The 24,014-nt window shown below is 72.0% G+C and carries 20 protein-coding genes and 2 pseudogenes; 8 read left to right on the top strand and 14 right to left on the bottom strand.

Going from position 1 to position 24,014, the window contains the following annotated elements; all coding sequences use genetic code 11:
* Nucleotides 1-39: 39 nt before the first annotated feature.
* Complete coding sequence (locus C8250_RS19990) at nt 40-2,217, bottom strand: acetate--CoA ligase family protein (protein ID WP_138353560.1); 2,178 nt, start codon at nt 2,215-2,217, stop codon at nt 40-42.
* Between the two features lie 260 nt (nt 2,218-2,477).
* Nucleotides 2,478-3,750, bottom strand: a pseudogene (locus tag C8250_RS19985) (NAD(P)/FAD-dependent oxidoreductase).
* 184 nt (nt 3,751-3,934) lie between these two features.
* On the opposite strand from C8250_RS19985, the gene C8250_RS19980 reads away from it, so the two are divergent.
* Entirely contained in the window at nt 3,935-4,387 is a 453-nt protein-coding gene (locus tag C8250_RS19980; RefSeq protein ID WP_138353562.1) for a DoxX family protein, read from the top strand.
* Nucleotides 4,384-4,863: a Zn-ribbon domain-containing OB-fold protein gene (locus C8250_RS19975; RefSeq protein WP_138353563.1), complete on the top strand. Its 480-nt coding sequence runs from the start codon at nt 4,384-4,386 to the stop codon at nt 4,861-4,863. Before C8250_RS19980 ends, C8250_RS19975 begins: the two co-directional genes overlap by 4 nt.
* Here C8250_RS19975 and C8250_RS44860 read toward each other — a convergent pair.
* The 5 genes and pseudogenes from C8250_RS44860 to C8250_RS19955 form a co-directional block, all read right to left on the bottom strand.
* Complete coding sequence (locus C8250_RS44860) at nt 4,857-5,186, bottom strand: hypothetical protein (protein ID WP_346268808.1); 330 nt, start codon at nt 5,184-5,186, stop codon at nt 4,857-4,859. The genes C8250_RS19975 and C8250_RS44860 overlap by 7 nt on opposite strands.
* Nucleotides 5,187-5,284: 98 nt before the next feature.
* Nucleotides 5,285-5,404: pseudogene (locus C8250_RS44855) on the bottom strand (NADP oxidoreductase); the annotation flags it as partial.
* A 67-nt stretch (nt 5,405-5,471) separates the two neighbouring features.
* Nucleotides 5,472-6,371 (bottom strand): trypsin-like serine protease, encoded by a 900-nt coding sequence (locus C8250_RS19965; RefSeq protein ID WP_244809211.1) that lies wholly within the window; start codon nt 6,369-6,371, stop codon nt 5,472-5,474.
* Between the two features lie 197 nt (nt 6,372-6,568).
* Entirely contained in the window at nt 6,569-7,738 is a 1,170-nt protein-coding gene (locus C8250_RS19960; RefSeq protein ID WP_138353564.1) for an acetyl-CoA acetyltransferase, read from the bottom strand.
* Between the two features lie 88 nt (nt 7,739-7,826).
* Nucleotides 7,827-8,105, bottom strand: coding sequence for a hypothetical protein (locus C8250_RS19955; protein WP_138353565.1), 279 nt, complete (start codon nt 8,103-8,105; stop codon nt 7,827-7,829).
* A 107-nt stretch (nt 8,106-8,212) separates the two neighbouring features.
* On the opposite strand from C8250_RS19955, the gene C8250_RS19950 reads away from it, so the two are divergent.
* Both C8250_RS19950 and C8250_RS19945 read left to right on the top strand, forming a co-directional pair.
* Nucleotides 8,213-9,490 carry an acyl-CoA dehydrogenase family protein gene (locus C8250_RS19950; protein ID WP_138353566.1) on the top strand — a complete coding sequence of 426 codons (1,278 nt, stop codon included), beginning with the start codon at nt 8,213-8,215 and terminating at the stop codon, nt 9,488-9,490.
* A complete protein-coding gene (locus C8250_RS19945; protein WP_232485315.1) occupies nt 9,487-9,993 on the top strand; it encodes a nitroreductase family deazaflavin-dependent oxidoreductase in 507 nt (168 codons plus the stop codon). The genes C8250_RS19950 and C8250_RS19945 overlap by 4 nt, the downstream gene beginning before the upstream one ends.
* A gap of 164 nt (nt 9,994-10,157) precedes the next feature.
* Here C8250_RS19945 and C8250_RS19940 read toward each other — a convergent pair whose 3' ends face one another.
* Nucleotides 10,158-10,805, bottom strand: coding sequence for a TetR family transcriptional regulator (locus tag C8250_RS19940; protein ID WP_138353567.1), 648 nt, complete (start codon nt 10,803-10,805; stop codon nt 10,158-10,160).
* Nucleotides 10,806-11,479: 674 nt separating this feature from the next.
* Here C8250_RS19940 and C8250_RS19935 point away from each other — a divergent pair.
* Nucleotides 11,480-13,987 (top strand): serine/threonine-protein kinase, encoded by a 2,508-nt coding sequence (locus C8250_RS19935; RefSeq protein ID WP_138353568.1) that lies wholly within the window; start codon nt 11,480-11,482, stop codon nt 13,985-13,987.
* Nucleotides 13,988-14,144: 157 nt separating this feature from the next.
* On the opposite strand, the gene C8250_RS19930 is transcribed toward C8250_RS19935, so the two are convergent.
* Nucleotides 14,145-14,741: a hypothetical protein gene (locus C8250_RS19930; RefSeq protein ID WP_187144913.1), complete on the bottom strand. Its 597-nt coding sequence runs from the start codon at nt 14,739-14,741 to the stop codon at nt 14,145-14,147.
* Between the two features lie 131 nt (nt 14,742-14,872).
* Here C8250_RS19930 and C8250_RS19925 point away from each other — a divergent pair, with 131 nt between their 5' ends.
* Nucleotides 14,873-15,424, top strand: coding sequence for a hypothetical protein (locus C8250_RS19925; protein WP_138353569.1), 552 nt, complete (start codon nt 14,873-14,875; stop codon nt 15,422-15,424).
* A 47-nt stretch (nt 15,425-15,471) separates the two neighbouring features.
* Nucleotides 15,472-16,071 (top strand): hypothetical protein, encoded by a 600-nt coding sequence (locus C8250_RS19920; RefSeq protein ID WP_187144912.1) that lies wholly within the window; start codon nt 15,472-15,474, stop codon nt 16,069-16,071.
* Nucleotides 16,072-16,090: 19 nt separating this feature from the next.
* Here the strand turns inward: C8250_RS19920 and C8250_RS19915 are convergent, their stop codons facing one another.
* From C8250_RS19915 to C8250_RS19905, 3 genes are read right to left on the bottom strand one after another with little or no spacing between them, the layout of a single operon-like run.
* The gene (locus C8250_RS19915; protein WP_138353571.1) at nt 16,091-16,855 is read right to left on the bottom strand and encodes an enoyl-CoA hydratase/isomerase family protein; all 765 of its coding nucleotides are present in this window, start codon (nt 16,853-16,855) and stop codon (nt 16,091-16,093) included.
* Nucleotides 16,852-17,346 carry an OB-fold domain-containing protein gene (locus tag C8250_RS19910; RefSeq protein WP_138353572.1) on the bottom strand — a complete coding sequence of 165 codons (495 nt, stop codon included), beginning with the start codon at nt 17,344-17,346 and terminating at the stop codon, nt 16,852-16,854. Before C8250_RS19910 ends, C8250_RS19915 begins: the two co-directional genes overlap by 4 nt.
* Nucleotides 17,347-17,359: 13 nt before the next feature.
* Complete coding sequence (locus C8250_RS19905) at nt 17,360-18,511, bottom strand: lipid-transfer protein (protein ID WP_138353573.1); 1,152 nt, start codon at nt 18,509-18,511, stop codon at nt 17,360-17,362.
* A 146-nt stretch (nt 18,512-18,657) separates the two neighbouring features.
* Between C8250_RS19905 and C8250_RS19900 the strand changes: the two genes are divergently transcribed.
* Entirely contained in the window at nt 18,658-20,232 is a 1,575-nt protein-coding gene (locus C8250_RS19900) for a FadD3 family acyl-CoA ligase (protein ID WP_138353574.1), read from the top strand.
* Nucleotides 20,233-20,659: 427 nt separating this feature from the next.
* Here C8250_RS19900 and C8250_RS19895 read toward each other — a convergent pair whose 3' ends face one another.
* Nucleotides 20,660-20,824 carry a hypothetical protein gene (locus tag C8250_RS19895; RefSeq protein ID WP_164294336.1) on the bottom strand — a complete coding sequence of 55 codons (165 nt, stop codon included), beginning with the start codon at nt 20,822-20,824 and terminating at the stop codon, nt 20,660-20,662.
* A gap of 152 nt (nt 20,825-20,976) precedes the next feature.
* Complete coding sequence (locus C8250_RS19890) at nt 20,977-23,907, bottom strand: BTAD domain-containing putative transcriptional regulator (protein ID WP_138353575.1); 2,931 nt, start codon at nt 23,905-23,907, stop codon at nt 20,977-20,979.
* Nucleotides 23,908-24,014: the final 107 nt, after the last annotated feature.

The raw sequence follows: 24,014 nt of genomic DNA, 5'->3' as shown, positions 1-24,014 counted from the left end.
GCAGACAGGACACCGGCAGACGGCTCACCGGCAGACCGCTCACCGGCAGACCGCGAGTGCGTCGAGCGCCACCGCACCCTGGCCGCGCGGCAGCACCATCAGCGGGTTGATGTCGAGTTCGGAGAGATCGCCGCCGAGTTCCATCGCCATCCGCTGTACGCGCATGACGACGTCGACGAGCGCGTCGACGTCGGCCGGGGGCGCCCCCCTGACCCCTTCGAGCAGTCGGTGGCCGCGCAGTTCGCCGAGCATGTCGCGGGCCATGTCCTCGCCGAACGGCGGTACGCGGACGGCGGCGTCGGCGAGGATCTCGACGAGGACCCCGCCGAGGCCGACGGTGACGGTCGGGCCGAAGAGGGGGTCGTGGGTGACGCCGACGACCATCTCGACGCCGCGTTCGACCATCTGGCAGACGAGGATGCCGTCGAGTTCCACGCCCTCGTAGCGGGCGATGTCGGTCAGGTCGCGATAGGCGTCGCGGACCTGGCTCGCGGAGGTCAGACCGATCTTGACCAGGCCGAGTTCGGTCTTGTGGCCGAGCTGCGCGCCGGACGCCTTCATGACGACGGGGTAGCCCACCAGGCCCGCGGCCCGGACGGATCCGGCCGCGCTGGTGACCAGCTGCTCGCGCGGCACCCGGATCCCGTACGCGCGCAGCATCTGCTTCGCCGCGTGCTCGCTGAGCTGGTGGCCCGCGCGCATCAGGGCCTGCGCCTTGCGGGCCGAGGAGGAGCGGGTGCGCGGGGCGTCGTCGAAGGGGGAGCGGTAGGCGGCGGCGAAGTGGTGGTGGTCGAGATAGGACTTGACGGCGCTGATGCAGTTGCCGAAGGTGCGGAAGGTCGCGAGCCGGGACGAGCCGAGGAGCGTGGTGCGGTAGGCGTCCTCGGTGCCCAGCGGCGAGCCCCACACCACGCACACCAGCTTGTCCGTGCTCTCCGCCGCGTCGGCCAGGTCCTGCGCGAGCTTGTCGCTCATGGGTGGGAACGGACCGGTGATCGGACAGATGAGGACGCCGACGGACGGGTCGGCGAGGATCGCGTCGATGATCTTCCGGCCGCGCCAGTCGCCCACCGGGTGACCGCCGTTGTCGATGGGGTTCGCGACGTTGAGGTAGTCGGGGATCCACTGGTGGAGTTCGGTCTGCTTCTCGTCGGACAGGCGCGGGATGTCGAGTCCGGCGGCGGTGGCGAGGTCGGAGAAGTGGGCTCCGGTGCCGCCGGATATGGAATAGACGACGACGCCGTCCGCGGTGGGCGGCTTGGCCCGGGCGAGCAGGGTCGCCGTGTCCTGGAGCTGGTCGAGTCCGTCGACGCGGATGACGCCGAACTGCTTGAAGGCCGCGTCGACGACGGCGTCGGAGCCGGTCAGCTTGCCGGTGTGGGAGGCGGCCATGCGGGCGCCGGTCTCGGTGCGGCCGACCTTCACCATCACCACCGGCACCTTGTTGCGGGCCGCGCGGTCGGCGGCGAGGGTGAACGAGCGGCCGTCCCTGAGCCCTTCCACATACGCGGCGATGGCCCCGACCTCGGGCTGCTCGGCGAAGTACGAGATGAAGTCGGCGGTTTCGAGGTCCGCCTCGTTGCCGGTGGGTGCCCAGTGGCTGATGCGGATGCCCAGTTCCTGCAGCGTGTAGAGGGGCCGGCCCTGGTGGCCCGACTGGGTGATCAGCGCGATGGCCGGCCCGGTCAGGTCCTCGCGGAACTTCTCGAAGGCGTTGAGGTTGGTGTTCGGGCCGAGCAGCCGCATGCCGGAGGCGGCGACGACCTCGGCGAGCCGGGTCTGCGCGGCGGCGCCCTCCTCACCGGTCTCGGCGAATCCGGAGGCGAAGGCGACGGCGAACCGGACCTTGGCCTCGCCCAACTGCTCGATGACGGGAAGGGGGTCACCGACGAGGAGCACCGCGAGGTCCACGGTCTCCGGCAGATCCGTCACCGAGGCATAGCAGGGCAGGTCGAAGACGGTCTCGCGGCCGGGGTTGACCGGGAAGAGCCGGGCCCCGACCCGCTGCGACCAGGCGATGAGCTGTCTGGTGATGCCGGTGTTCGGCCGTCCTTCCGTGTCGGACGCGCCGACCACCGCCACGGTCTCCGGCCGGAAGAACCGGTCGAGGTCCGGGACGGTGTTGTGCAGCGGACGGCCACCGACGTCGGTGTCGGACGCGCCGCGTGCGGCGGGCCCGGGGCCGGGGCTGCGGGTGCTGTATGTCGATCCAAGCATCGGTCTCGCCCGCTCCTGCTCGAAGGTATACAGAACTGACGCATAGTCAGATTACTGAACTGACGACGTGTCAGGAACAGTGCGGGCATGTGAAAGATGTGAAGGAGGCCAACTGGGCCGCTATTCAGGGGGTTTTGGGCGCGCGAACGGACACCGGCGGACCCGGTCGGTGGCTTCTTTGGCCGGAAACGGCCAGAGCGGGGTCCGGGGCGGACGGGGGAGGAAGGGGTACGTACAAGAACGGATCGGACAGCGGTCGGTCACGGCCGCCGGGAGGTTCGGGCGGCCGCGCGGGCGATACGCCGGGCGTCGATGGCGAGTTCGCGGAACATGCCGCTGATGGGGTTGGTGAAGCCGGTGAAGTAGAGGCCGGGAGCGCCCGGCGGGGTGTGCGGGCCGTGCACGACGGGGCGGCCGTCGCTGTCGAGGACGCCCAGGTGGCCGACGAGGGGTTCGAGGCCGCGCCGGTATCCCGTGGCGGCGATGACGACCTCCGGACCGATGCTCGAACCGTCGGCCAGCACGACCTTGTCGCCGTCGAAGCTCTCCACGGCGGCGACGGGTTCCACCCGCCGTGCCTGGATCGCGTCGATCAGGCCGACGTCCTGTACCGGGATGGCTCCGTCGTCGCGCACGCGGGAGTAGAGGCCGGTGGTGGGGCGGGCGAGTCCGTAGGCGGACAGGTCGGGGACGCTGAGCCGCTCCACGTACGGGGCGACCCGGTCGACGACCGCGGTCGGCAGCCGGCGGCAGAGGATGCCGGTGGCCTGGGCGGGCCAGCCGGCCGTGGTGCGGCGCAGGATGTGCGGCGGCGTCCGGACGGCGATCCGCACGCGGGCGGCGCCTGCTTCGATGAGGTCGACGGCGATCTCGGCGCCGGTGTTGCCGACACCGACGACGAGCACGTCGCGGCCCGCGTAGGGCTGGGCGTTGCGGTAGTGGGCGGCGTGCAGCAGCTCGCCGGAGAAGCTGTCGCGGCCGGGCCAGTCCGGGAGGTGGGGCACGTGGTTGGTGCCGGTGGCGACCACGACGACGGAGGCGGTGAGCAGCCGTCCGCCGGTGGCGGGCAGCTGCCACGTGCCACCGCCCGTTCCGCTGCCCTTGCCGCCGCGCCCGCCGGCTCCTCCAGGGCTGCCCGCGGCGATGTGGGCGCCGTCGACGCGGTCGATCCGGGACACCTCGATGCCGGTGGCGACGTCGATCCGGTGGTGCGCGGTGTAGCGCTCCAGGTAGCGGATGACGTCGTCGCGGCCGACCCAGCGTCCGTACGCGCGCGGGATGGCGAAGCCGGGCAGGCCGGACAGTCGTCGCGTGGTGTGCAGATGCAGCCGGTCGTAGTGGCCGCGCCAGGACGCGGCGACCGCGTCCGACCGCTCCAGTACGAGCGTCCGGACGCCACGCCAAGCTCAGCGCCGCCGCCGCGGCGGCGAGGCCGCCGGGTCCCGCGCCGATGACGATCGCGTCGGGGGAGGCGGTGGCCGCGGCGGGCGCGGGGGAGGCCGGCGGGACGGAGGAGGTGGGGTGGTCGACCATGAGGTGCTCCCGGGGCCTGGCGGAGTGGCTGTCGGAGGGACGTACCGGAAGGTGACAGGTGGCGCGGGAGTGAGAGTAGTCCCGGAAGCGATCAATCCGAGAGCGTTTGGCGCCGGACTCTTGCGCGGATCAGTCTCCATCCGATGAACTGACGTACCGTCAGATTTCGAGAGGGAGGCCCACGATGCAGACGATCTGGCTCACCGGAGCCGAATGGCTCGCCGTGCTGCGCATAGGCCTCGGTCTGTGGTGGCTGGAGAGCTGGCGGCACAAGGACAAGAAGGGCTGGTTCGAGCGCGGCACCGGCATCGCCTGGGCCAAGAGCGTCGCGGACAAACACCGCTGGAGCTTTGTGCAGGGCGGCTTCACCACCGTCGTCGCGCCACGGCCCAAGCTGATGGCGTACATCGTCGTGTACGCCGAGCTGGCGCTCGGGCTGGGTCTGACGGTCGGCCTGCTGACACCGGTGGCGCTCGTCGGCGGGCTGCTCCTCAACCTGCTCTATCTCGTCCTGATGATCCACGACTGGGCCGAGCAGGGCCAGAACGCCATGATGGCGCTGATATCGCTCGTCGCGCTCTTCGCGATGAGCTGGCAGGCCTGGTCGCTCGACAACCTGTGGGGGCTGTTCCTGTGACGGCGCAGCGCTTCGACCTTCCCGACATCGACGCCTTCACCCGCCCGTACTGGGAGGCCGCCGCCGACGGCCGGCTGTTGATCCGGCGCTGCGCCGCCTGCGGGACCGCGCACCACTATCCGCGCGAGTTCTGCCCGTCCTGCTGGAGCGAGGACGTCGCCTGGGAGCAGGCGAGCGGCCGCGCCACGCTCTACACCTGGTCGGTCGTCCACCTCAACGACCTGCCGCCCTTCGGCACCCGGGTGCCGTACGTCGCCGCCGTCGTCGATCTCGCCGAGGGCCCGCGGATGATGACGGAGGTCGTCGACTGCGAAGCGTCCGCCCTGCGGATCGGCATGGACCTGCACGTACGCTTCCGCACCGAAGAAGCCAACCCGGAGGCACGGGCTAGTTCCCACGCTCCGGCCGTCGCCGTCTTCGCACCCGCCGCACCCGATACATCTCCTGCCTCCGGTACCCCGCTGCCTGCTCAGTGAGTTGAGTGTTCCAGGGGTGGCAGGACCGTGCGTGGGTCGCCGCCGGCGAACCATATGCCGATCACGAACGCGGCGGTGGCCTCCAGGTAGCCGGCACGGTCCAGGCCGCCCGCGTCCAGGGGGACCGCGCGCAGGTCGGTCACGAGGGTGCGCACCAGGGCGAGGGCGTGCGCGTCGTCCCCGCACAGGGGGACGGCCAGGCCTTCCGTGGGTGCGGCCCACACCCCGGCAGCGCACAGGTTGAACACCTTGACCACGTGTGCGCCGGGTGCCGCGGCCGCGATCCGGCGGGCCGCGGACGGGCCGCCGTCGGTGGTGAGCACGAGGCCGTCGGGCCCCGGAACGATCGGGTTCGAGCAGCGATCACCGCTCGTCCCGCGAGCGGGTCGGCGAGCGATGTGATCACGTCGCTCGTCGCGGCGTGCGGAAGCGCGGCGAGCACCGTCTCACCGTGCTCGGCGGCGTCCGCGAGCGTGCCTGCGCGGGCGCCGAGCCGGGCCGCGAGGCCGGCCGCCCTGCCCGCGTCGCGCGCCCCGACCACGATGTCGTGTCCGGCCGGAACACGGGACGGCCCTGGCCGACCAGCCGGCGGGCGCCGGGCAGGTCCCTCAGCCGCCCGCCGTCCGGTAGAGCGTGAAGAGGGCGTCCTCGAAGAGCGGGCTGTACGAGACGCTGTCGTCCGGGCCGCCGCCGTCCAGGCCGCCCACCAGGCCGATGACCTTGCCGGTCTTCGTCTTCGGGTCGAAGTCCAGCAGCCAGGGGCTGCCGGACGTGCCGTCGTAGTAGCCGCCGCAGTCCATCTGCAGCTGGCGCAGGCCGGACAGCCGGGAGGTGGCCGTCGTGCAGCTGATCGCCCGGCCCGTCGGGTCGAAGGCCTCGCCGGGGTAGCCGATCACGGTGACCTTGTTGGTCCAGCCGGGTGTCCGGGCCAGGACGTTGGCGCCGGTGATGTCCTCGATGCTCCGGCCCTGGTCGTTCTTCTTCACCCGCGCGAAGGCGAAGTCGTAGTCGGATCCGGTGTCGTAGTCCGCCCACCGCGGGTCGGTGAAGACTTGGTCGACGGCCCAGGTCCCGTACGGCTGGGTCTTCGAGCCCTTGACGTAGTCGGGGACGAAGACGACGTCCGTGCCCGCCTCGCAGTGCGCGGCGGTCAGCAGGAGGCTGCGGGACGGGCTGTGGACGACGCTCGCCGAGCAGAAGTGGGCCTCGGCCGACTCGTCGACGGAGAAGAGCACGCCGACGGTCGGGATACCGCTGATGTGCCGGGCGGCCCCGGCCGGGGCGATGGTGGTGCTGACGTTCGCGTTGGGGAGGGGCAGCTCCTCCGGCCCGAACGGAGCGGTCTGCGGCATGGCGTTCGCCATCCGCTCCGGGGTCCAGAACTGGGCCGCGGCCTGGTTCGTCCAGCCCTCCCGGGCGCTCGGCTGCGGGCTGGCCCACGGCGTCCACAGCGCGGCGGCGGTCAGCACGAGCGTGCAGGCCAGGGGTAGGGCGAAGCGCTTGACCACGCGATACCCCTCTCCGGGCCGCCGGTAGATCCACTGACCGGGCCAGCGTACTCACGCCCGCCGCGAAGAGGCCTTTCGTGATCTTCGATCTTCATGATTCTTCCGACCGGCGAGGCAATCCGACCGACGCTACAACCTGACCGACGGGACAAATGCTCCCGGTCCGGCCACTCCGTCCGGCCCGGCCACCGCACGCCCTAGCCGCGTTCGAGGATCACCGTTCCCGAGGAGCAGAACCAGCCGCCGGTCCCGGAGGCGACGGCCAGCCGTGGCAGCCGTCCGCCGGACTTGCGCACCTGCCGGTCGCCCGCCTCGCCGCGCAGCTGCCGGACGGCCTCGATGAGCAGGAACAGACCGCGCATCCCGGGGTGGCAGGCGGACAGGCCGCCACCGTCGGTGTTGACGGGCAGATCGCCGTCGATCGTGAGCCGGCCCTTCTCGACGAAGGCGCCGCCCTCGCCCTTGGCGCAGAAACCGAGGTCCTCCAGCGTCACGAGCGTCATGTACGTGAAGGCGTCGTAGATCTCGGCGAGGTCGATGTCGGCGGGGGTCACCCCGGCCCGCTCGAAGGCGAGCCGGCCCGAGACCGCCGCAGGGGAGACCGTGAAGTCCTCCCATTCGGACATCGTGGTGTGCGAGACCGAGGTGCCCGAGCCGAGGATCCAGACGGGGGTCTTCGCCGTGTCCGCCACGTACTCCTCGGCGGCCAGCAGCACCGCGCCGCCGCCGTCGGAGCGGATGCAGCAGTGCAGCTTGGTGAACGGGTCGGCGATCATCGGCCCGGACAGCACCTCGTCGACGGTGATCGGGGTGCGGTACATCGCGTCGGGGTTGCGGGCGGCGTTGGCGCGGGCCTGCACGGCGACCTCGGCGAGCTGCTCCGGCGTCGTGCCGTACTGGTGCATGTGGCGGCGCGCGGCCATCGCGTACTTGGAGATCAGGGTGTGGCCGTACGGGACCTCGAACTGCAGCGGGCCGCGGGCGCCGAAGGAGAGGTTCGCGGTGCGCCGCTTCGCCTTGATGTCGGCGCGCGCGGTGGAGCCGTAGACGAGCAGGACGGCGTTGGCGTGGCCGGCGGCTATCGCCTCGGCGGCGTGCGCGGCCATGACCTCCCAGGTGGAGCCGCCGACGGCGGTGGAATCCACCCAGGTGGGGCGCAGGCCGAGGTATTCGGCGACCTCGACGGGCGCGAGGATCCCGAGACCGGCCGAGGCGAGGCCGTCGACGACCGACCGGTCGAGCCCGGAGTCGGCCAGCGCCCGGCGGGCGGCCTGGGCGTGGAGGGCGTACGGGGTGGCCTCGTCGACCCGTCCGCAGTCGGACAGCGCCACGCCGACGATGGCGACCTTGCGAGCAGCAGCAGCCATGAATCTGACGGTACATCAGATTCGGAAGCCCGGAACAGGGGATGCGGCGAGGGGGCGGCGAGAGGGGGCGATAGGGAGGGGTGGTGCCTCAGCGCCTCTTGCGCAGCTGGGCGGCCGCCGAGGACATCTGCGTCAGGGCGACGAGCGCGAGCAGGATGTACAGCACCCGCTGGAAGCCCGAGATGTCGCTCATCCAGAACTGTGCGCTGATCCACAGGACCAGCAGCGCGGCCCAGATCGCGATGTAGACCTTGAGCTGTGTCGTCGACGTGTCCGGCCCTGGGGAGAGGAAGCGCAGCGTGGTGCTGCGCGGGCGCTGCGGCTTCGGGCGCGGGGTCTTGCCGTCCTGGCTGGAGTTCTGGCTCATGCCGGACATCATGCCCGGTCGGGAATGGGTGCTCCCCGGCCCTGTGCATCTGGACTGCCGCTCCCTAAGATGACGGACCGTCAGATTAGCCTGTGAGGAGCCCGCCGATGGATGCCGCGTTCACCGAGGAGCAGGACGAGATCCGGCGCACCCTGCGAGAGGTACTGCAGAAACGCTGCGGGCCGGACGAGGTCAAGGCCGCGGTCGGTACCACCGCGGGATACGACGAGCCCCTGTGGCGCCAGCTCGCCGAACAGCTCGGCCTGCCGGGACTCGGGCTGCCGACGGAGTACGGCGGCGCCGGTTGCGGGCCGACCGAACTGGTGCTGGCCTGCGAGGAGGCGGGCCGCACGCTGCTGCCGTCGCCCCTGTTCAGCACCGCGGTGCTGGCCGCTCCGCTCATCGCCGACCTCGGCACCGAGCAGCAGCGCGCCGACCTGCTGCCCAGGATCGCCGCCGGCGCCGTCACGGTGGCGCTCGCGCTGCCGGGCGGCCTCGGCACGGCCCTGGGCCTGACCGGCCCGAACGACGGCAGCTGGGCGGGCGGCGGCCGCGCCGGCGGCATCCAGGCCCGCCAGGATCCGGACGGGGCCGGCTGGCGGCTCTACGGGCAGGCCGACCAGGTACTGGGCGGGCACAGCGCAGGCCTGCTGCTCGTCGCCGCCCACGCGGGCGGCTACGCGGCCGCCCGCACCCGGCTCTTCCTCGTCGACGGCGACGCGGCCGGCGTCGTACGCACCCGCCTCACCGCGCTCGACGAGACCCGCCCCGAGGCCCGCATCGAGCTGCGCGACGTCGCCGCCGTGCCGCTCGGCGGCGACGAAGCGGCCGACCCGGGGCCCGCGCTCGCCCGGGCAGGTGAACTCGCCGCCGCCGCGCTCGCCGCGGAGGCGGTCGGCGCCGCGGACCAGGCGCTCGCCTCAACCGTGGAGTACGTGCAGGTCAGAGAGCAGTTCGGACGTCCCGTCGGCTCCTTCCAGGCGGTCAAGCACCGGCTCGCCGACCTCTACGTCCAGGTCCAGGCGGCGCGCTCCGCCGCCTACTACGCCGCCTGGGCGGCCGCCGCCTCCGAGGGCGACCTGCCGGTCGCCGGGCCGCTCGCGCTCGCACAAGCCCTGGAGGCCCTGCGGTCCGTCGCGGGTGAGGCGATCCAGCTGCACGGCGGCGTCGGCTTCACCTGGGAGCACCACGCGCACCTGTACTTCAAGCGCGCCGCGTCCGACGAGCTGCTCTTCGGCCCGGTACACCTGCTGCGCGCCCGCGCCGCGGACCGGGCGGGGCTCTTCGGGCCGGCGGTTCCCGTGGTTCCCGTGGTTGCGACGGCTCCGGCCGCTCCGATCGTGGAACCCGCCGCTGAGTCGACGGCCGCCGGGAGCGCGGCATGAAGAAGACGCTGATGGAACGTTCGAAGCCACTCGTCCAGAAGGTGTCGTCCACCCGCGGCTTCGCGAAGGTCGCGCCGTACGTCGTCCCGGCCATGGACAAGGTGGTGCACCGGCTGACGAAGGGAAAGGTGCTGCTCAGCGCCCAGATGCTACCCGGCGTCGTCCTGACGGCGACCGGCGCGAAGAGCGGGCAGCCGCGCCGTACGCCGTTGGCGTGCATGCCCGAGGACGGCGGCACGTTCGTCCTCATCGGCAGCAACTTCGGGCGGACCGACCACCCGGCGTGGACCGGCAATCTGATCAGGCATCCGGATGCGGAGATCAACTGGAAGGGGAAGGACCTGCTCGTCGTCGCCCGGCTCCTCGAAGGGGCCGAGCGCGAGGCGGCCTGGGCGGCGGTCCTGAAGTTCTGGCCGCCCTACGCGTCCTACGCGGCACGCGTGGACCGGCAGATCCGGCTCTTCCGTCTCGTACCGCGCGGTGAGGAACCGGCGGCGGACTGACCACCGACGACGTATCGAGCCATGGCATCCGCACGTACGAAAACGCGGGCGCCGTACCGGCTACCTCCCCCGAGGACCGGACGGCGCCCGCGTTGGGCGTGACGTGGCAGGACGGATGGACACATGAACAGGAGCGCGCCAAGGGCCGCTTGGGGCCTGATGAGTTACTTGACGGGCTTCTTTCCGGTGACGCCGAGATGCACCAGCAGTGCGAGGTTCGGCTTCAACTCGGCCTGTTTCACGCCCCAGCTGGTGAACCCCTTCTGGTGCGACGCGACGGCGGCCAGCATGGCGACCAGTGAGCCGGCCATGGCGGCCGGGCTGACCTCCTTGTCGACCTTGCCCTTGCTCTGCAGATCCTTGATGGAATCCGTGAGCGAGTTGGTGACGGCGTTGAGGATCTTCATGCGGATCTTGTAGAACCGCTTGTCCCCTTCTGCCGCTCCGAGGTCGACGACGCGCAGAATCGCGTCGTTCTTCCGCCAGAAGGAGAGGAAGCCGTCGACCAGTTCCTCCGCCGCCAGGGCGCCGGACTTGCCGATCCAGGAGCGTCCGGCGACCAGGTCGGTGAGGCTCGCTCCTTCCTTGGCCATTTCCTCGGCGAGTTCGAGGACCGCGCCCTCGACGTCGGGGAAGTACTGGTAGAACGTTGCGGGGGAGGTGCCCGCCATCCGGGCCACGTCAATGACCTTGACGTCCCGGTACGGCGAGGTGCTGAGCATCTCGCCGAGGCAGTCGAGCAGCTTCTGCCGCGTCGCCTGACCTCGACGACCGGCAACACGGCCGTCGACGGTGCGAACTTGTCCTGTCATGCCGTCAGTTTACCGGCGGGTGATCAGCGCGCGATTCGGCCTCGTGCAAATGGGTTCGACCGGATTCCGGGTGCGGTCCCGACTGCGTCGAATGCGGTCCCGACGGCGTCGGATGCGATGCGGGGGACGTTGGTCCGGCAGGCTTTCCGGTCGGCCCCGGCGCTGCCGCGCCTGATCGTCCCCGGTCCGCCTCCGGTCTGTCCCCGGTCCGCCATTCGAGCGAATCATCTTATCAACAGCCTGTGGATAACTTCTGTGGGCAGTGCTCTGCGGGGCCCAGGAAGGGCGCATATGTTCGAATAGTGGCCGAAGTGCCGTATTCGTCGTCCTTGGCGTGACGAACAGGGCCCGCGACACGCCGTCCCGACTTCTTTGATGAGTCGGTTCGCGGCCGGCCGCACTCCGGTCCGCCGTGGATGACGCGACAGCCCGCCCCACGGAGCCCCGGCCCGGGTTTTGCCTGGTTCGGGCCTGGTTCCGGCCCGGTTCGGGCCCGGTTCCGGGTCGCTTCCGGCTCCGGTCAGCCCTCTGTTCACAGCGGTCAGGACCGGGGGTCCGTACCGACAGAATCGACAGATGTCGTGTCGTTACGCCCCCGGGTTCGCAACTGGACCCTCCGCCAGGAAGAATCAGCTTCCATATGGGGAACACCCCACGGGGAGGGACGGGCACCGGTGGAGCAGCTGACGCAGCACGACCCGCGACGGATCGGCCCTTTCGAGGTGCTGGCCCGGCTCGGTGCCGGCGGCATGGGGCTGGTCTATCTCGCCAGGTCGGCCTCCGGCCGCCGGGTCGCGATCAAGACGGTGCGCGCCGAGCTCGCCGAGGACCAGCTGTTCCGGGTCCGCTTCAGCCGTGAGGTCGAGGCGGCCCGCGCGGTCAGCGGCTTCTACACGGCCGCCGTCGTGGACGCGGACGCGCGCGCGGCCGTGCCATGGCTGGCCACCGCGTACGTCCCCGCCCCCTCCCTCGAAGAGATCATCAACGAGGCCGGGCCGATGCCCGCCCAGGCCGTCCGCTGGCTCGCCGCCGGCGTCGCCGAGGCGCTGCAGTCCATCCACGGCGCGGGGCTCGTGCACCGTGACATGAAGCCGTCCAACGTCCTGGTCGTCGAGGACGGGCCCCGGGTGATCGACTTCGGTATCGCCAGCGGGGTGTCCAACACCCGGCTGACCATGACGAACGTCGCCGTCGGCACCCCCGCCTACATGTCGCCCGAGCAGGCCCGCGACTCGCGCAGCGTGCGCGGCGCCAGCGACGTGTTCTCGCTCGGCTCGACGCTGGTGTTCGCCGCGACGGGGCACGCCCCCTTCCACGGCGCGAACCCCGTCGAGACGGTCTTCATGCTGCTCCGCGAGGGCCCGGACCTGGCGGGTCTGCCGAGCGAGCTGCGGCCCCTCATCGAGTCCTGCATGCGGATGGAAGCCGACCAGCGGCCCACGCCCGCGGAGCTCCAGGCCCAGCTCGCCCCGCATCTGTTCTCCACCGGCAGCGACGACACGGGTACGGCGTCCGCGTGGCTGCCGCCCGGGGCGGTCGCGCTGATAGAGCAGCGCCGCAGCGGGCGGCCGGCCGTCGCCGTCAACGCCGGCACCGCACCGCCGCCACGGCCTCCCGTGCCGCCGCGCACCCCGGACCCCGAACCGGTCGGGCACGGCCGGCACGGTGTGGACGGCCGACAGGGCCCCGGCGGCGCCGGTGGGCTGAACGGTCCCGGCGGTTTCAACGGTCCCGGCGGGCTGAACAACGGCCCCGGTGGTCTGAACGCGGGCGGTCCGAACCCTGGTGGTCGGAACGCCGGTGGTCTGAACGCGCCGGTCGGCGGGCGAGGTGGTGCCGTGTCCGAGCCGCACACCCACGGGCCCGTCCGGCTGGCCGGTTCCGCTCCGATAGGGCCGGGCCTGCGCGTCGCGGACGCCGACCACGGTGCGCGACCGCCGGAGGGCGCCCCCGGCACGGACTGGGTGCGGCGCGGTGGCTCCCACCGGGCCAACGGGCCCGGCGCGCTCCCCGTGCAGCAGCTCCAGCCGCCGGCCCCGCCGGGGGAGTGGCGGCCCTGGCGCTTCCGTATGTCCAACGACGTGTGGGGCACGCCCGTCGTCTCCGACGGGCGCCTGTACGTCACCTCCTTCGAGGTGCACGCGCTCGACATCGCCAGCGGGCGGCGGCAGTTCAAGACCCGCGACGTCGCCTGGACGATGGCCGTCGCCGACGGCCGCATCCACGCCTCCGACGGACCGAGCCTCTACGCCCTCGACACGGCCGACGGCGGCGACCTCTGGCGCACCGGCGTCGAGGGCTGGATCTACTCGCTGCGCGCCGAACACGGCACGGTCGTCACCGGCACGCGGGGCGGCGGCGTCCAGGCCTGGGACGCCGACCGCGGACTGCTGCGCTGGGAGCGCGGCGGCGCGCAGACCGAGTTCGAGTCCCCCGAGTCGGGGCCCTCGATCGCCGCCGGCACCGTCTACTTCCAGGGCGGCGGCCGCTTCTACGCCATCGACGCCGGGTCCGGCGCCGAGCGCTGGTCCTACCCGGTCGGGGCGTCCGGCGTCCCCGGCGCGACCGGCAGCGTCCCGACGCGGCCGGTCGTGGCCGACGGCATCGTCTACGTCACCGCGGGCACGCGTGTCCTCGCCCTCGACGCCAGGTCCGGGGCGGAGCGCTGGCGCTTCGACGCCCCCGCCGTCATGTTCGGGCCGCCGGCCCACGTTCCGGGCGCCGGCGCGGCGGGCGGCGGCATCTACATCGCCGACCACCTCGGCACGGTCTACGCCCTCGACCCGCACACCGGCCGCGACCGCTGGCGCGTCGCCACGGAGCCCCGGCAGTCCCTCGAACCGGTGCTCGTCGCCGGCGGCGACGTGCTCCTGGGCGCGGGCAGCGCGCTCTACACGCTCGACGCCGTCACCGGCAATCCGAAGTGGCGCTTCGCCGCCCAGGGCGAGATCGTCGGATCGCCGGTCGTGGCGGACGGACGCGTCCACTTCGGCTCGAAGGACCACTGCCTGTACACGGTGGACGCCGGGGGCGGCCAGCTGCGCTGGAAGCTCGAAACGGGCGGCGAGATCACGGGGTCGCCGGTGGCGGCGGACGGGGTCGTGTACGCGTGCAGCAAGGACCGCTGCGTCTACGCACTGGACGCGGTGAAGGGAACGGGCGCTGCTGCGAGGCGGCCTTAGCGGTTGCGGGTTTGTTCGTGGTTCCGGTGCCCGGGTCCTGCGGGGCGGCGGTTCGAAATCGACTATTTACGGGCCTGGCGGCCCACAAATAGCTCGGCAGCATTTCGAACCCCCACCCCTCCGGCCCCGGGCACCTCGCGTTCCAACCCCTGCCGTCCTAGTCCGGACGTTCCGGTGTCGGTCGGTGCTCCGGTGGGATCCAGGTTGCTGTCCGGGTGTCCTCGAGTGGGGGTTCGGCCGGTTCGGGTGGGGTCTCGGGCGGGGTCGGCCAGGTGGGGGGAGTTTCCACGGGCTCGACGGGGGCGACGGTGTCGATGGGGTGGGGCGGTGGGGTGCCGTAGTGCGGGTGGTGGCGGCCGGACATGGTGGCGGCGCCGATCAGGAGCAGGATGCCGCCGCCGAGGGCGTTCGCCACGCCGATGCCGAGGCCGTTGCCGCCCGCGGTGAGGGAGCCGGCGGCCAGTCCCTGGCGGACCATCCACAGGATGGTGAAGCCGAGGACCAGGACACCGGAGAAGGCGACGAGGAGCCGGGAGCGCAGCAGGATCCCCAGGAGGGTGATCAGGGTGGCGAAGAGCAGGGGGAGGAACAGGGAGCCCATGACGGCGGCCCGGTCGGTGGTGATCCCGTCGAAGAGGTCTTCGATGCGGATCTCGGAGCCGTGACGGCCGTCGTACCAGGCACGGAAGGGGCTCCAGACGGCGGCCGCCGCTCCGATGAGGGCGATGAGGGACCCGAAGACGTTGCGGATCATCGTGCGTCGTCCAATCTCGGCGCCCCCGTGTGGCCCACGCTATGCCGGTCGGCGTGAGCTCGCCACGCGGGGCAGACGCTGCCGCATGGACATCGGGAAGCCGCGCGCTTGGTGGTCGCACCGTCAGGGTCTTGACGGGTCGGTGGCTGCGGACGACGCGGCCGGGACGTTGGGGCGTACCGGGTGGGCGCGGTCCGTGGGCGGGTCCGGGCCGTATCTGGGGCTCCACGCGCGGGCCGGGACCGCAGGTCGAGCCCGGCCTGCTGTGGACGGAGGGGACGGCGGCGGAGTACGCGCGGTTCACCGTGCCGAAGGACCCCTCGTACGCGCTGGTCGCGGGCATCGACGGGATCCATCTGCTGCACCGCGACTTCGGGCGGCTGGTCGATCCGGCGGACGCGCGGCGCCCGGACCTCACCGGGCCGAAGGCGCTGGGCGCCCTGTCGGACTCGCCCGCGCACATGATCGTGGACCGGGGGCGGCTGGTCGGGCTGTGGGAGTTCGACACGGAGGCGCAGGAGCTCGTCCGGCAGCCGTGGGTGCCGCGGGACGCGGAACTGCGGGCCGCCGTCGCGTCGGCGGAGGCATTCGTCCGTGACCAGTTGGGCGACGCCCGCAGCTTCAGCCTGGACTCGCCGAAGAGCCGGGCGCCGCGGATCGCGGCGCTCCGGGCGGGGCGATGAGGCTGCTAGCCTGACGCGCTCCTGCCAACCACTGGGGATGGTCAGCCTTGCAGCTCCGTCAACTGCGCCTTGTCGCGGTACTCGCCGTCGTCGTTCTTTCGCTCACCGGTTTCAGCGGGAGCAAGAGCAAGAGCAAGAGCAAGAGCCACAGCAAGGGGGGCGGTTGCAGCAGTAGTCACAGCAGCAGCAGTTCCTCGAGCTCGAACTCCGGCTCCGGTTCCAGTTCCGGCTCGGGCTCGAGTTCCGGTTCCACTTCTGATTCGACGTACAGCCCGCGACCGCAGTCCACCAGCACCTACCGCCGGAGCACCAGCTCGCCGACGTCCTCCGGTTCGGCCAGTCCGACGGGGCTGCCGGCCGCGATCGACCAGGTGTCCGTCGTGCAGTGCCACGGCTCCGGTTCCAGCGCCGCGCGGCCCACGTCGCAGCTGCGGATCGACAACAGCCGGGGCACCAAGTCGTACTACTTCTCCGCCGTGGTGCGCCTGAAGAACGCGCAGGGCGTGCAGATCGGCAGCTCCACCCTGGCCCGCACCCTGGTGAAGGCCCGCTCGACGAAGACGGTCGACGCCATCGGGACGCTCGACTCGGGCGTCGCGAGCGGGGAGTGGACCGACTGCGTCATCGCGAGCGCCAACCGCAGCTGAGCTCATGGGTGGGTGACCGTCAGCGCACCCGGAACTCTCCGCTGCGCGACGTGAACAGTCCCGCCTGACGTTCCGGCGGCAGGTTCCCGAGCGCGATGAGGTGCGGGGCCTGCGCCAGTGCGTGCGCGCGGGCCGCCTCGCGGGCGGACCAGACGGCGCGGACCGTGCCCTGGACCGCTTCCGTCGGGTAGGAGGCGATGACGGCGGCGGCGCGCAGGGCCGCGTCGAGCAGCTCGTCCGCCGGGACGACCTCCGACACGAGACCGGTCTCGTGGGCCCGTCGCGCGCCGACCCGCTCCGCCGTGCCCATCAGCGACATCCGCATGACCTCGCCGTACGGCATGCGCTGCGCCATGAGGACGGACTCGTAGGCGCTGACCATGCCGTACGTCGTGTGCGGGTCGAAGAAGGTGGCGTGCTCGGCGGCGATGACGAACTCGGCCTCGCCCAGGAGATAGAAGGCGCCGCCGCAGGCCATGCCGTTGACGGCCGCGACGACCGGCTTCCACAGGTCGTTGGACTTGGGGCCGAGGCGCAGCAGCGGATCGTCGATGGAATACGGGGACGGCGGCTGCGGGACGTCGACGGAGCGGTCGATCCCGGTGCAGAACGCCTTGTCGCCGGCGCCGGTGAGGACGATCGCGCGGACGTCGTCGGTCATCCGGAACTCCCGCCACAAGGCGGTGAGTTCGGTGACGGTGTCGAGGTCGATCGCGTTGAGGCGCCGCGGGCGGTCCAGGGTGACGACGGCGACGCCGTCCTTCGACGTACAGGTGACGCTCATGGCCGCTCCAGCAGCCAGCGCGGCACGGTGACTCCGTCCGCCATCGCGTGGAAGGCGACCTTCACCCCGGCGCCGATGCGGAGCCTCGACGGATCGACGGAGTCGAGCGGGGCGTCGGCCGACGTGACGAGGTTGCCGACCAGACGGATCCGCGGGGCGTCCAGCAGCTCCACGACGATCGCGTTGTACGGCGCCTGTTCCGCGTAGGCGGGCAGCAGCGGCGGGTGCGGGAAGACGTACGACCAGATGCGGCCGCGGCCGCTCATCCGCCGCCACTCGCTGTCGAAGGACTGGCAGTGCGGGCAGCAGGGGCGCGGCGGGAAGCGCAGGACGCCGCAGGCGGCGCACGCCTGGACGCGCAGCTCGCCACGGCGGGCGTACTCCCAGAAGGGCGCGCCGTCGTCGTCGGGCACGGGCAGCAGCAGGCCGTCGCCGGTCGTGGCGGTGGCGGACTCGACGGTCCTGGCGGGCTCGGTGGGCAGGGCGGTCATGGCGGTCAGCTCCTCAGCTTCGCAGCAGCAGCGCGGATGTCGGTACGCCCTCGCCCGCCGTGACCAGGCAGGTCGCGGCGTCGGGGACCTGGGCGGTGGAGTCGCCGCGCAGTTGCTTGACGCCCTCGTTGATGAGGTTGAAGCCGTGGACGTACGCCTCGCTGAGCCCGCCGCCGCCGGTGTTGATGGGGAGCCGGCCACCGATCTCCAGGGCGCCGCCCTCGGTGAACGCGGCGCCCTCGCCGCGGCCGCAGAAGCCGTAGCCCTCCAGGGAGAGCGGGATGAGCGGGGTGAACGCGTCGTAGATCTGGGCGACATCGACGTCCTCAGGGGTGAGGTCGGAGTTCTTCCACAGATGGCGCGCGGTGGCCCAGGACGGGCCGGTCAGCGGGTCGTCGTTCCAGTAGTTGACCATGCCGTGGTGCTGGGCGGGCAGGCCCTGGGCGGCGGAGTGCACGTAGACGGGCTTGCGGCGGCAGTCGCGGGCGCGCTCGGCGCTGACGACGACGCAGGCCAGCGCCCCGTCGGTCTCCAGGCAGTTGTCGAAGAGGCAGAGCGGTTCACTGATCCAGCGGGACGTCATGTACATCTCGCGGGTCAGCGGGCGCTCATACATCATCGCGGCCGGGTTCTGGTTGGCGCGGTTACGGCAGGCGAGGGCGACGTTGAACAGGTGATCGCGGGTCGCGCCGAACTCGTGCATGTAGCGGCGGGCGAGCATCCCGATCTCGTCGGCGGGACGCAGCAGCCCGAAGGGCCGGGTCCACTGGCCGGGGGTGGGGAGCTGGACCGCGGTGTTGGTCCAGGGGCGCTTGCCGCTGCCGCGTTTGCGGGACCGCCAGGCCACGCCCACGGTCGCCTGCCCGGTGGCGACGGCCGCCGCGAGGTGCGCCACCGTCGCGCAGGAGCCGCCACCGCCGTACCCGACCTTGGAGAAGAAGGTGACGTCCCCGGCGCCGATGGACTTCGCCACCTCGACCTCGTCGGTCTCCTCCATCGTGTAGGAGGCGAAGCCGTCGACCTCGGCGGGTGCTATCCCGGCGTCGTCGAGTGCCGCGATGATCGCGCGGCAGGCCAGGGCGCGTTCGGACTCCACAAGGTTCTTGGCGAACGGGGTCTGGCCTATTCCCACGATCGCTGTCGCGTCCTTCAGGGCAGCGCTCACGGACACCTCCCGGCATGGTCATCACTGCTGACAGCCAGTCAGGGTACCGCTAATCTGACGGGTAGTCAGGTAGTGGTGGGTCAGAGGTATCCGGGTATTCCGGTAGCGGTGGTCAGGCAGTCGGTAAGCCCGTTGAGGGGAGCATCATGCGCGGTGACCTGGACTGGGGCAGCATCCCGGGGCTGGTACGAGCGGCGGTACGACAGTACGGCGACCGCGAGGCGGTCGTCGACGGCCGGACCCGCATCAGCTACGCGGAGCTGGGTGAGCGCGTCGAGCGGGCCGCCGCCGCCACGATCGCGGCGGGCGTCGAAGCCGGCGACCGTGTCGCCATCTGGGCGCCCAACACGCTCGACTGGATCGTCGCGGCGCTCGGCGCCGTGTCCGCGGGCGGCGTCCTCGTCCCCCTCAACACCCGCTTCAAGGGCGCCGAGGCGGCCTACGTCCTGGAACGGACCCGCGCCAGACTGCTCTTCGTCACCGGCACCTTCCTCGGCACGTCCTACGTGGCCTCGCTGCGCCGCGCCGACGCCGAACTGCCGCACCTGCAAGAGGTCGTCGTCCTCTCCGACACCGCCCCCGAGGGCTACCGCACCTGGCGGGACTTCCTGGCGGGCGGCGGGACGGTCTCCCGCGAGGCGGTGCGCCGCCGGGCGGACTCGCTGCGCCCGGACGACCCCTCGGACATCACGTTCACCTCCGGGACCACGGGCCACCCCAAGGGCGCCGTCATCAGCCACGCCCAGACGCTGCGCGTCTACAGCGTCTGGAGCGAACTGGCCGGCCTCACCGAGGGCGACCGCTACCTGATCATCAACCCGTTCTTCCACACCTTCGGCTACAAGGCGGGCATCATCGCCTGCCTCATGCGCGGCGCCACGATGGTGCCGCAGCCCGTCTTCAACGTCGACACCGCGCTCGCCAACATCGCCGCGGAACGCATCAGCGTCCTCCCCGGCCCGCCCACCCTCCACCAGTCGATCCTCGACCACCCGGCCCGCGCCAAACACGACCTGAGCGCGTTGCGCCTCGTCGTCACCGGCGCCGCCGTCGTCCCGCTCGAACTCGTGGAACGGCTGCGCTCCGAGCTGAAGATCGCCACCGTCCTGACGGCGTACGGCCTCACCGAGGCCGGCGGCACGGTCACGATGTGCCGCCAGGGCGACCCCGCCGAAGTCATCGCCTCCACATCGGGGCGCGCCATCCCCGACACCGAGGTACGCGTCCTGTCCGCAGGGCCCGGCGAACCCGGCGAGGTCCTGGTCCGCGGCTACAACGTCATGCGCGGCTATTTCGAGGACCCCGACGAGACGGAACGCGCGATCGACGCCGACGGCTGGCTCCACACCGGCGACGTCGGCGTCATGGACGCCGACGGCAACCTGCGCATCACCGACCGCATCAAGGACATGTTCATCGTCGGCGGATTCAACGCCTACCCCGCCGAGATAGAACAGGCCCTGCGCCACCACCCCGACGTCACGGACGCCGCCGTCATCGGCATCCCCGACCCCCGCCTCGGCGAGGTGGGCAAGGCCTACGTCATCCGCCGCCGCGACTCCACCCTCTCCGCGGACGACCTCATCGCCTGGTCCCGCCGCGAAATGGCCAACTACAAGGTCCCGAGGGAAGTGAACTTCCTGACGGAACTGCCGCGGAACGCGAGCGGCAAAGTGATGAAGGCGGAGCTGCGGGGGGCGGCGCGGACGCCGCCCGCGTAGCCGGGCAAAAGTGCGAAGCGGACGTCGACCGCTCCCCTCGCGGCGGTAGAGCCGGTCCCGCACAGGAAGAGAGACCGGCCACGGCGCCCCCTCCACGCCATGGTCGGTCTCTCGCGTTCCCCCTGTGCGGTCCCGATCGTTCCGCTGAGTCCCCCCGGACTCCGGATTCGTGCCGGGTCCCCCCGGACCCGTTCACCAGTGGGCTCCCCCGAGCCCCGTGCACTCCTGAGTTCCCCCGAACCCCTGAGCTTCCCCCGTGCGGTCCCCCCGGACCATGGGCTCCCCCGAGCCCGTTCGCTCCTGAGCTCCCCCGAGCTCCTGAGCGTTCCCCCGTCGTTCCCCCGTGCTTCCCCGTGCTTTGTGGTTCCCCCCGGTCACCCCTGGCGCTCCCCCGAGCGGGCGGGGCCCGATTCGCCGGCCCGGCCTGTTACTTGGCGGGCTCGGAGTCGTTGTGCCAGTTGTCGGGCTTGGTCTCGGGGCCACCGTCGGCGAGGAGGACGTCGGGGATGGGCTCCGTCGTGCTGTCGTTGTGCCAGTTGTCCGGCTTGACCGTGCCGCCGTCGTTCTTTGGCTTCGGGATCTCGGTGGTCATATGGACTCCCCAGGTTTTGTCGGTCCTGTGTTGCACCCACCCGGTGGCGACCCCCGTGCGCCACCGGGTGGGTAGCTCGTGCAATGAATGGAATCCTGGCATCCCGAGATAATCAACAGATAAACGAGCACGTTGATTGAGGTGACCTGCGATTATATGGCAACGGCGGGGGACGACCGGTCGTCGATGAGCCGTCGGACCTCGTCCGCCTCGGGGGATCCGAGCGCCGTGAAGATGCCGAGGGCGTCGTGCCAGCAGGCGCGGGCGCGGATGGTCTGGCCGAAGCCGGCGAGGGCTCGCCCCAGGACAGTGAGGGCGTTCGCGGTGCGCCATTCGCCGCCGACCTCGCGGAGGATGACGAGGGCCTGCTCGGCGTGGGACGCGGACTGGCGCCACTGGCCGCCCGCCAGGTGGACCTTGGAGAGCCGGAAGAGCGTCATGCCCTCCCAGAACCGCTGCCGCGCTTCGTGGAAGATGCCCAGGGCCTCGGTCAGGCAGACGGTCGCCTCGTCGAGCCGGTCGGTCGTGGTGAGGGCGATGCCCATGGCGTACAGGCCGTTGCCGAGCCGGAAGCCGGCGCCCAGTCCGCGGTAGATCGCCACGACCTGCTCGGTGGCGGACACCGCGGCGTCGGTGTCGCCCAGCTCCAGCTGGGCCCGGGAGAGGTTGCTGAGCGCGGCGGCCTCGCCGTGCCGGTTGCCGTCCTCGCGGAACGCTTCCAGCGCATTGCTGTGGTACTCGGCGCACTCGTCGAAGCGGTGGCCCTGCAGGGCGATCCCGCCGCGCAGGTTGAGGGCGTAGCTGCGGGTCAGCGGGTCCTCGGCGGCCATGCCCAGGATGAAGGAGCGCTGCGCCTCCATGTCCGCGGCCACGAACTGTCCGGACAGCCGGTGGAGTTGGCCGAGGAGGACGCGGGCCCGGCCCTCGACCAGATGCTCGGCGCAGTCGCCCGCCGTCGTCACCAGCGCCTGCACACCCTGCTCGTACTGCCGCGCGTAGACGCCCGACTCCATCAGATCCTGGGCCGCCCACAGCAGGTCGACCGCGCGCCGCATCGGGCCCTCGCAGCCGCCGCCGGCGGCCTGCTGCACGGCGGCGAGCAGGCCCTGGGCCTCGGAGAAGAGCCATTCCAGGGCCTCTTCGCGGGTGCCGAAGGCCAGGCCGGTCCGTTCGGTCGGGGCGAGGTGGTCGAGGACGCGGTCGCCGGGGTTCTCCAGCTCGTACGCGCACGCGGCGGAGGAGAGGTAGAAGTCGAGCAGACGGGACAGCGCCCGGCAGCGGGCCTCGTCGGTCTCGTCGCGGTCGGCGCACTCGCGGGCGTACAGCCGCAGCAGGTCGTGGAAGCGGTAGCGGGCCGGGGCGGCGGACTCGATGAGGCTGATGTCGACGAGGGCTTCGAGCAGTTCCTCGGTCGAGTACGGGTCCATGTCCAGGACGGCGGCGGCCGCGTCCAGCGAGATGTCCGGGCCGTCGGGCAGCGACAGCAGGCGGAACGCGCGGGCCTGGAGCGGTTCGAGCTGGCCGTAGCCGAGTTCGAAGGTGGCCTTGACGGCCAGGTCACCGGCGCGCAGTTCGTCGAGGCGGCGGCGCTGGTCGGCGAGCTTGCGGGCCAGGACGGCGACGGTCCAGGTGCGGCGCGCGGCCAGCCGGGAGGCGGCGATACGGATGGCGAGCGGCAGGAAACCGCAGGCGGCGACGACGTCGAGCGCGGACTGGCGCTCGCTGGTGACGCGCTCCTCGCCGACGATCCGGGTGAAGAGCTGCAGCGCCTCCTCGGGGCTCATCACGTCCAGGTCGACGAGATGCGCGCCCGCGAGGTCGACCATCCGGACCCGGCTGGTGATCAGCGCGGCGCAGCCGGGCGTGCCGGGCAGCAGCGGCCGGACCTGGGCGGCGTCATGGGCGTTGTCGAGCAGCGCCAGCACCCGGCGGCCGTCCAGGGTGGAGCGGTAGAGCGCGGCGCGGTCCGCGAGCGAGTCGGGGATCGCGCTGTCGGACAGGCCCAGCGCCCGCAGGAACGAGCCGAGGACGGCTTCGGGTTCCGCGGGCCTGGCGTCGGTGCCCTGCAGATCGACGTAGAGCTGCCCGTCGGGGAAGGCCTCGCGGGCGGCGTGGGCGACATGGACGGCGAGGGTGGTCTTGCCGACGCCGCCGATGCCGGCCAGCGCGGAGACGGCCATGACGCCCTTGTCGGCCTCGGTGAGCTGGGCGCCGAGTTCCCGGACGAAGGCGGCGCGGCCGGTGAAGTCGGCGACGGTCGCGGGAAGCTGGGCCGGCCGGACCACCTCGGCGGTGTGCGCGCCGGGCCCGGCGGGGGCGGCCAGGCCCGGATCGGCCTCCAGGATCCGCTGGTGGAGTTCGCTGAGCTCGGCGCAGGGGTCGACGCCCAGCTCGTCGGCGAGCAGCCGGCGGGTGTCGGCGTACACACCGAGCGCCTCGGCCTGCCGGCCGCTGCGGTAGAGCGCGAGCATCAGCAGGCAGCGCAGCCGTTCGCGCAGCGGCTGCTCGGCGGAGAGCGCGGTCAGTTCGGAGACGGCCTCGGCGTGCGCGGCCAGCTCCAGGTCCAACTCCAGGCGGGTCTCGGTGACGGTGAGCCGCCACTCCTCCAGCCGGTTGCGCTGGGCCTCCGCGTACGGGCCGGGCAGTCCGGCCAGCGGTTCGCCGTTCCACATGCCCAGCGCCGTCGCGAGCAACTCGCGGGCCCGGACCGGGTCGCCCGCGCCCCGGGCCTTCTCGGCCTCGGCGGCGAGCCGCTCCGCCGCGGCGAAGTCCAGCCCGTCGGGCGCCACATGCAGGGCGTAGCCGCCGGATTCGGTGACGAGCGCGTCGGCGCCGAGCGCCTTGCGCAGCCGGAACGCGTACGAGCGCAGCGCGGCCAGCGCGGTGGTGGGTGCCGTCTCGCCCCACAGGGCGTCGAGGAGTTCGGATGCGGTCGCGGTCCGGCCGCCGCGCAGCAGCAACGCGGCCAGGAGCGCCCGCTGCTGCGGCGACCCGGTGACGATCGGCTGGTCGTCGCGCCATGCCCGTACCGGACCGAGAACTGCGAACCGCAGTCCCCGGTCGGGCCCTGTCGCGCTGTCCATGCTGCCCCCTGAGGCGTGCCGGCCGATGCGGTGTCAATCGGCACGACGCGCGTATATCTATCGTTCATCGCGTACCGGAACAGTGTCCGCATGACGGGTGGGGCCGA

Origin of the sequence: Streptomyces sp. So13.3, from assembly GCF_005860785.2 — a bacterium.
In the GTDB taxonomy this organism is placed as follows: domain Bacteria; phylum Actinomycetota; class Actinomycetes; order Streptomycetales; family Streptomycetaceae; genus Actinacidiphila; species Actinacidiphila fildesensis.
The sequence above is the reverse complement of the archived record's forward strand: the minus strand, read 5'-3'. Positions and strand labels throughout refer to the sequence as shown.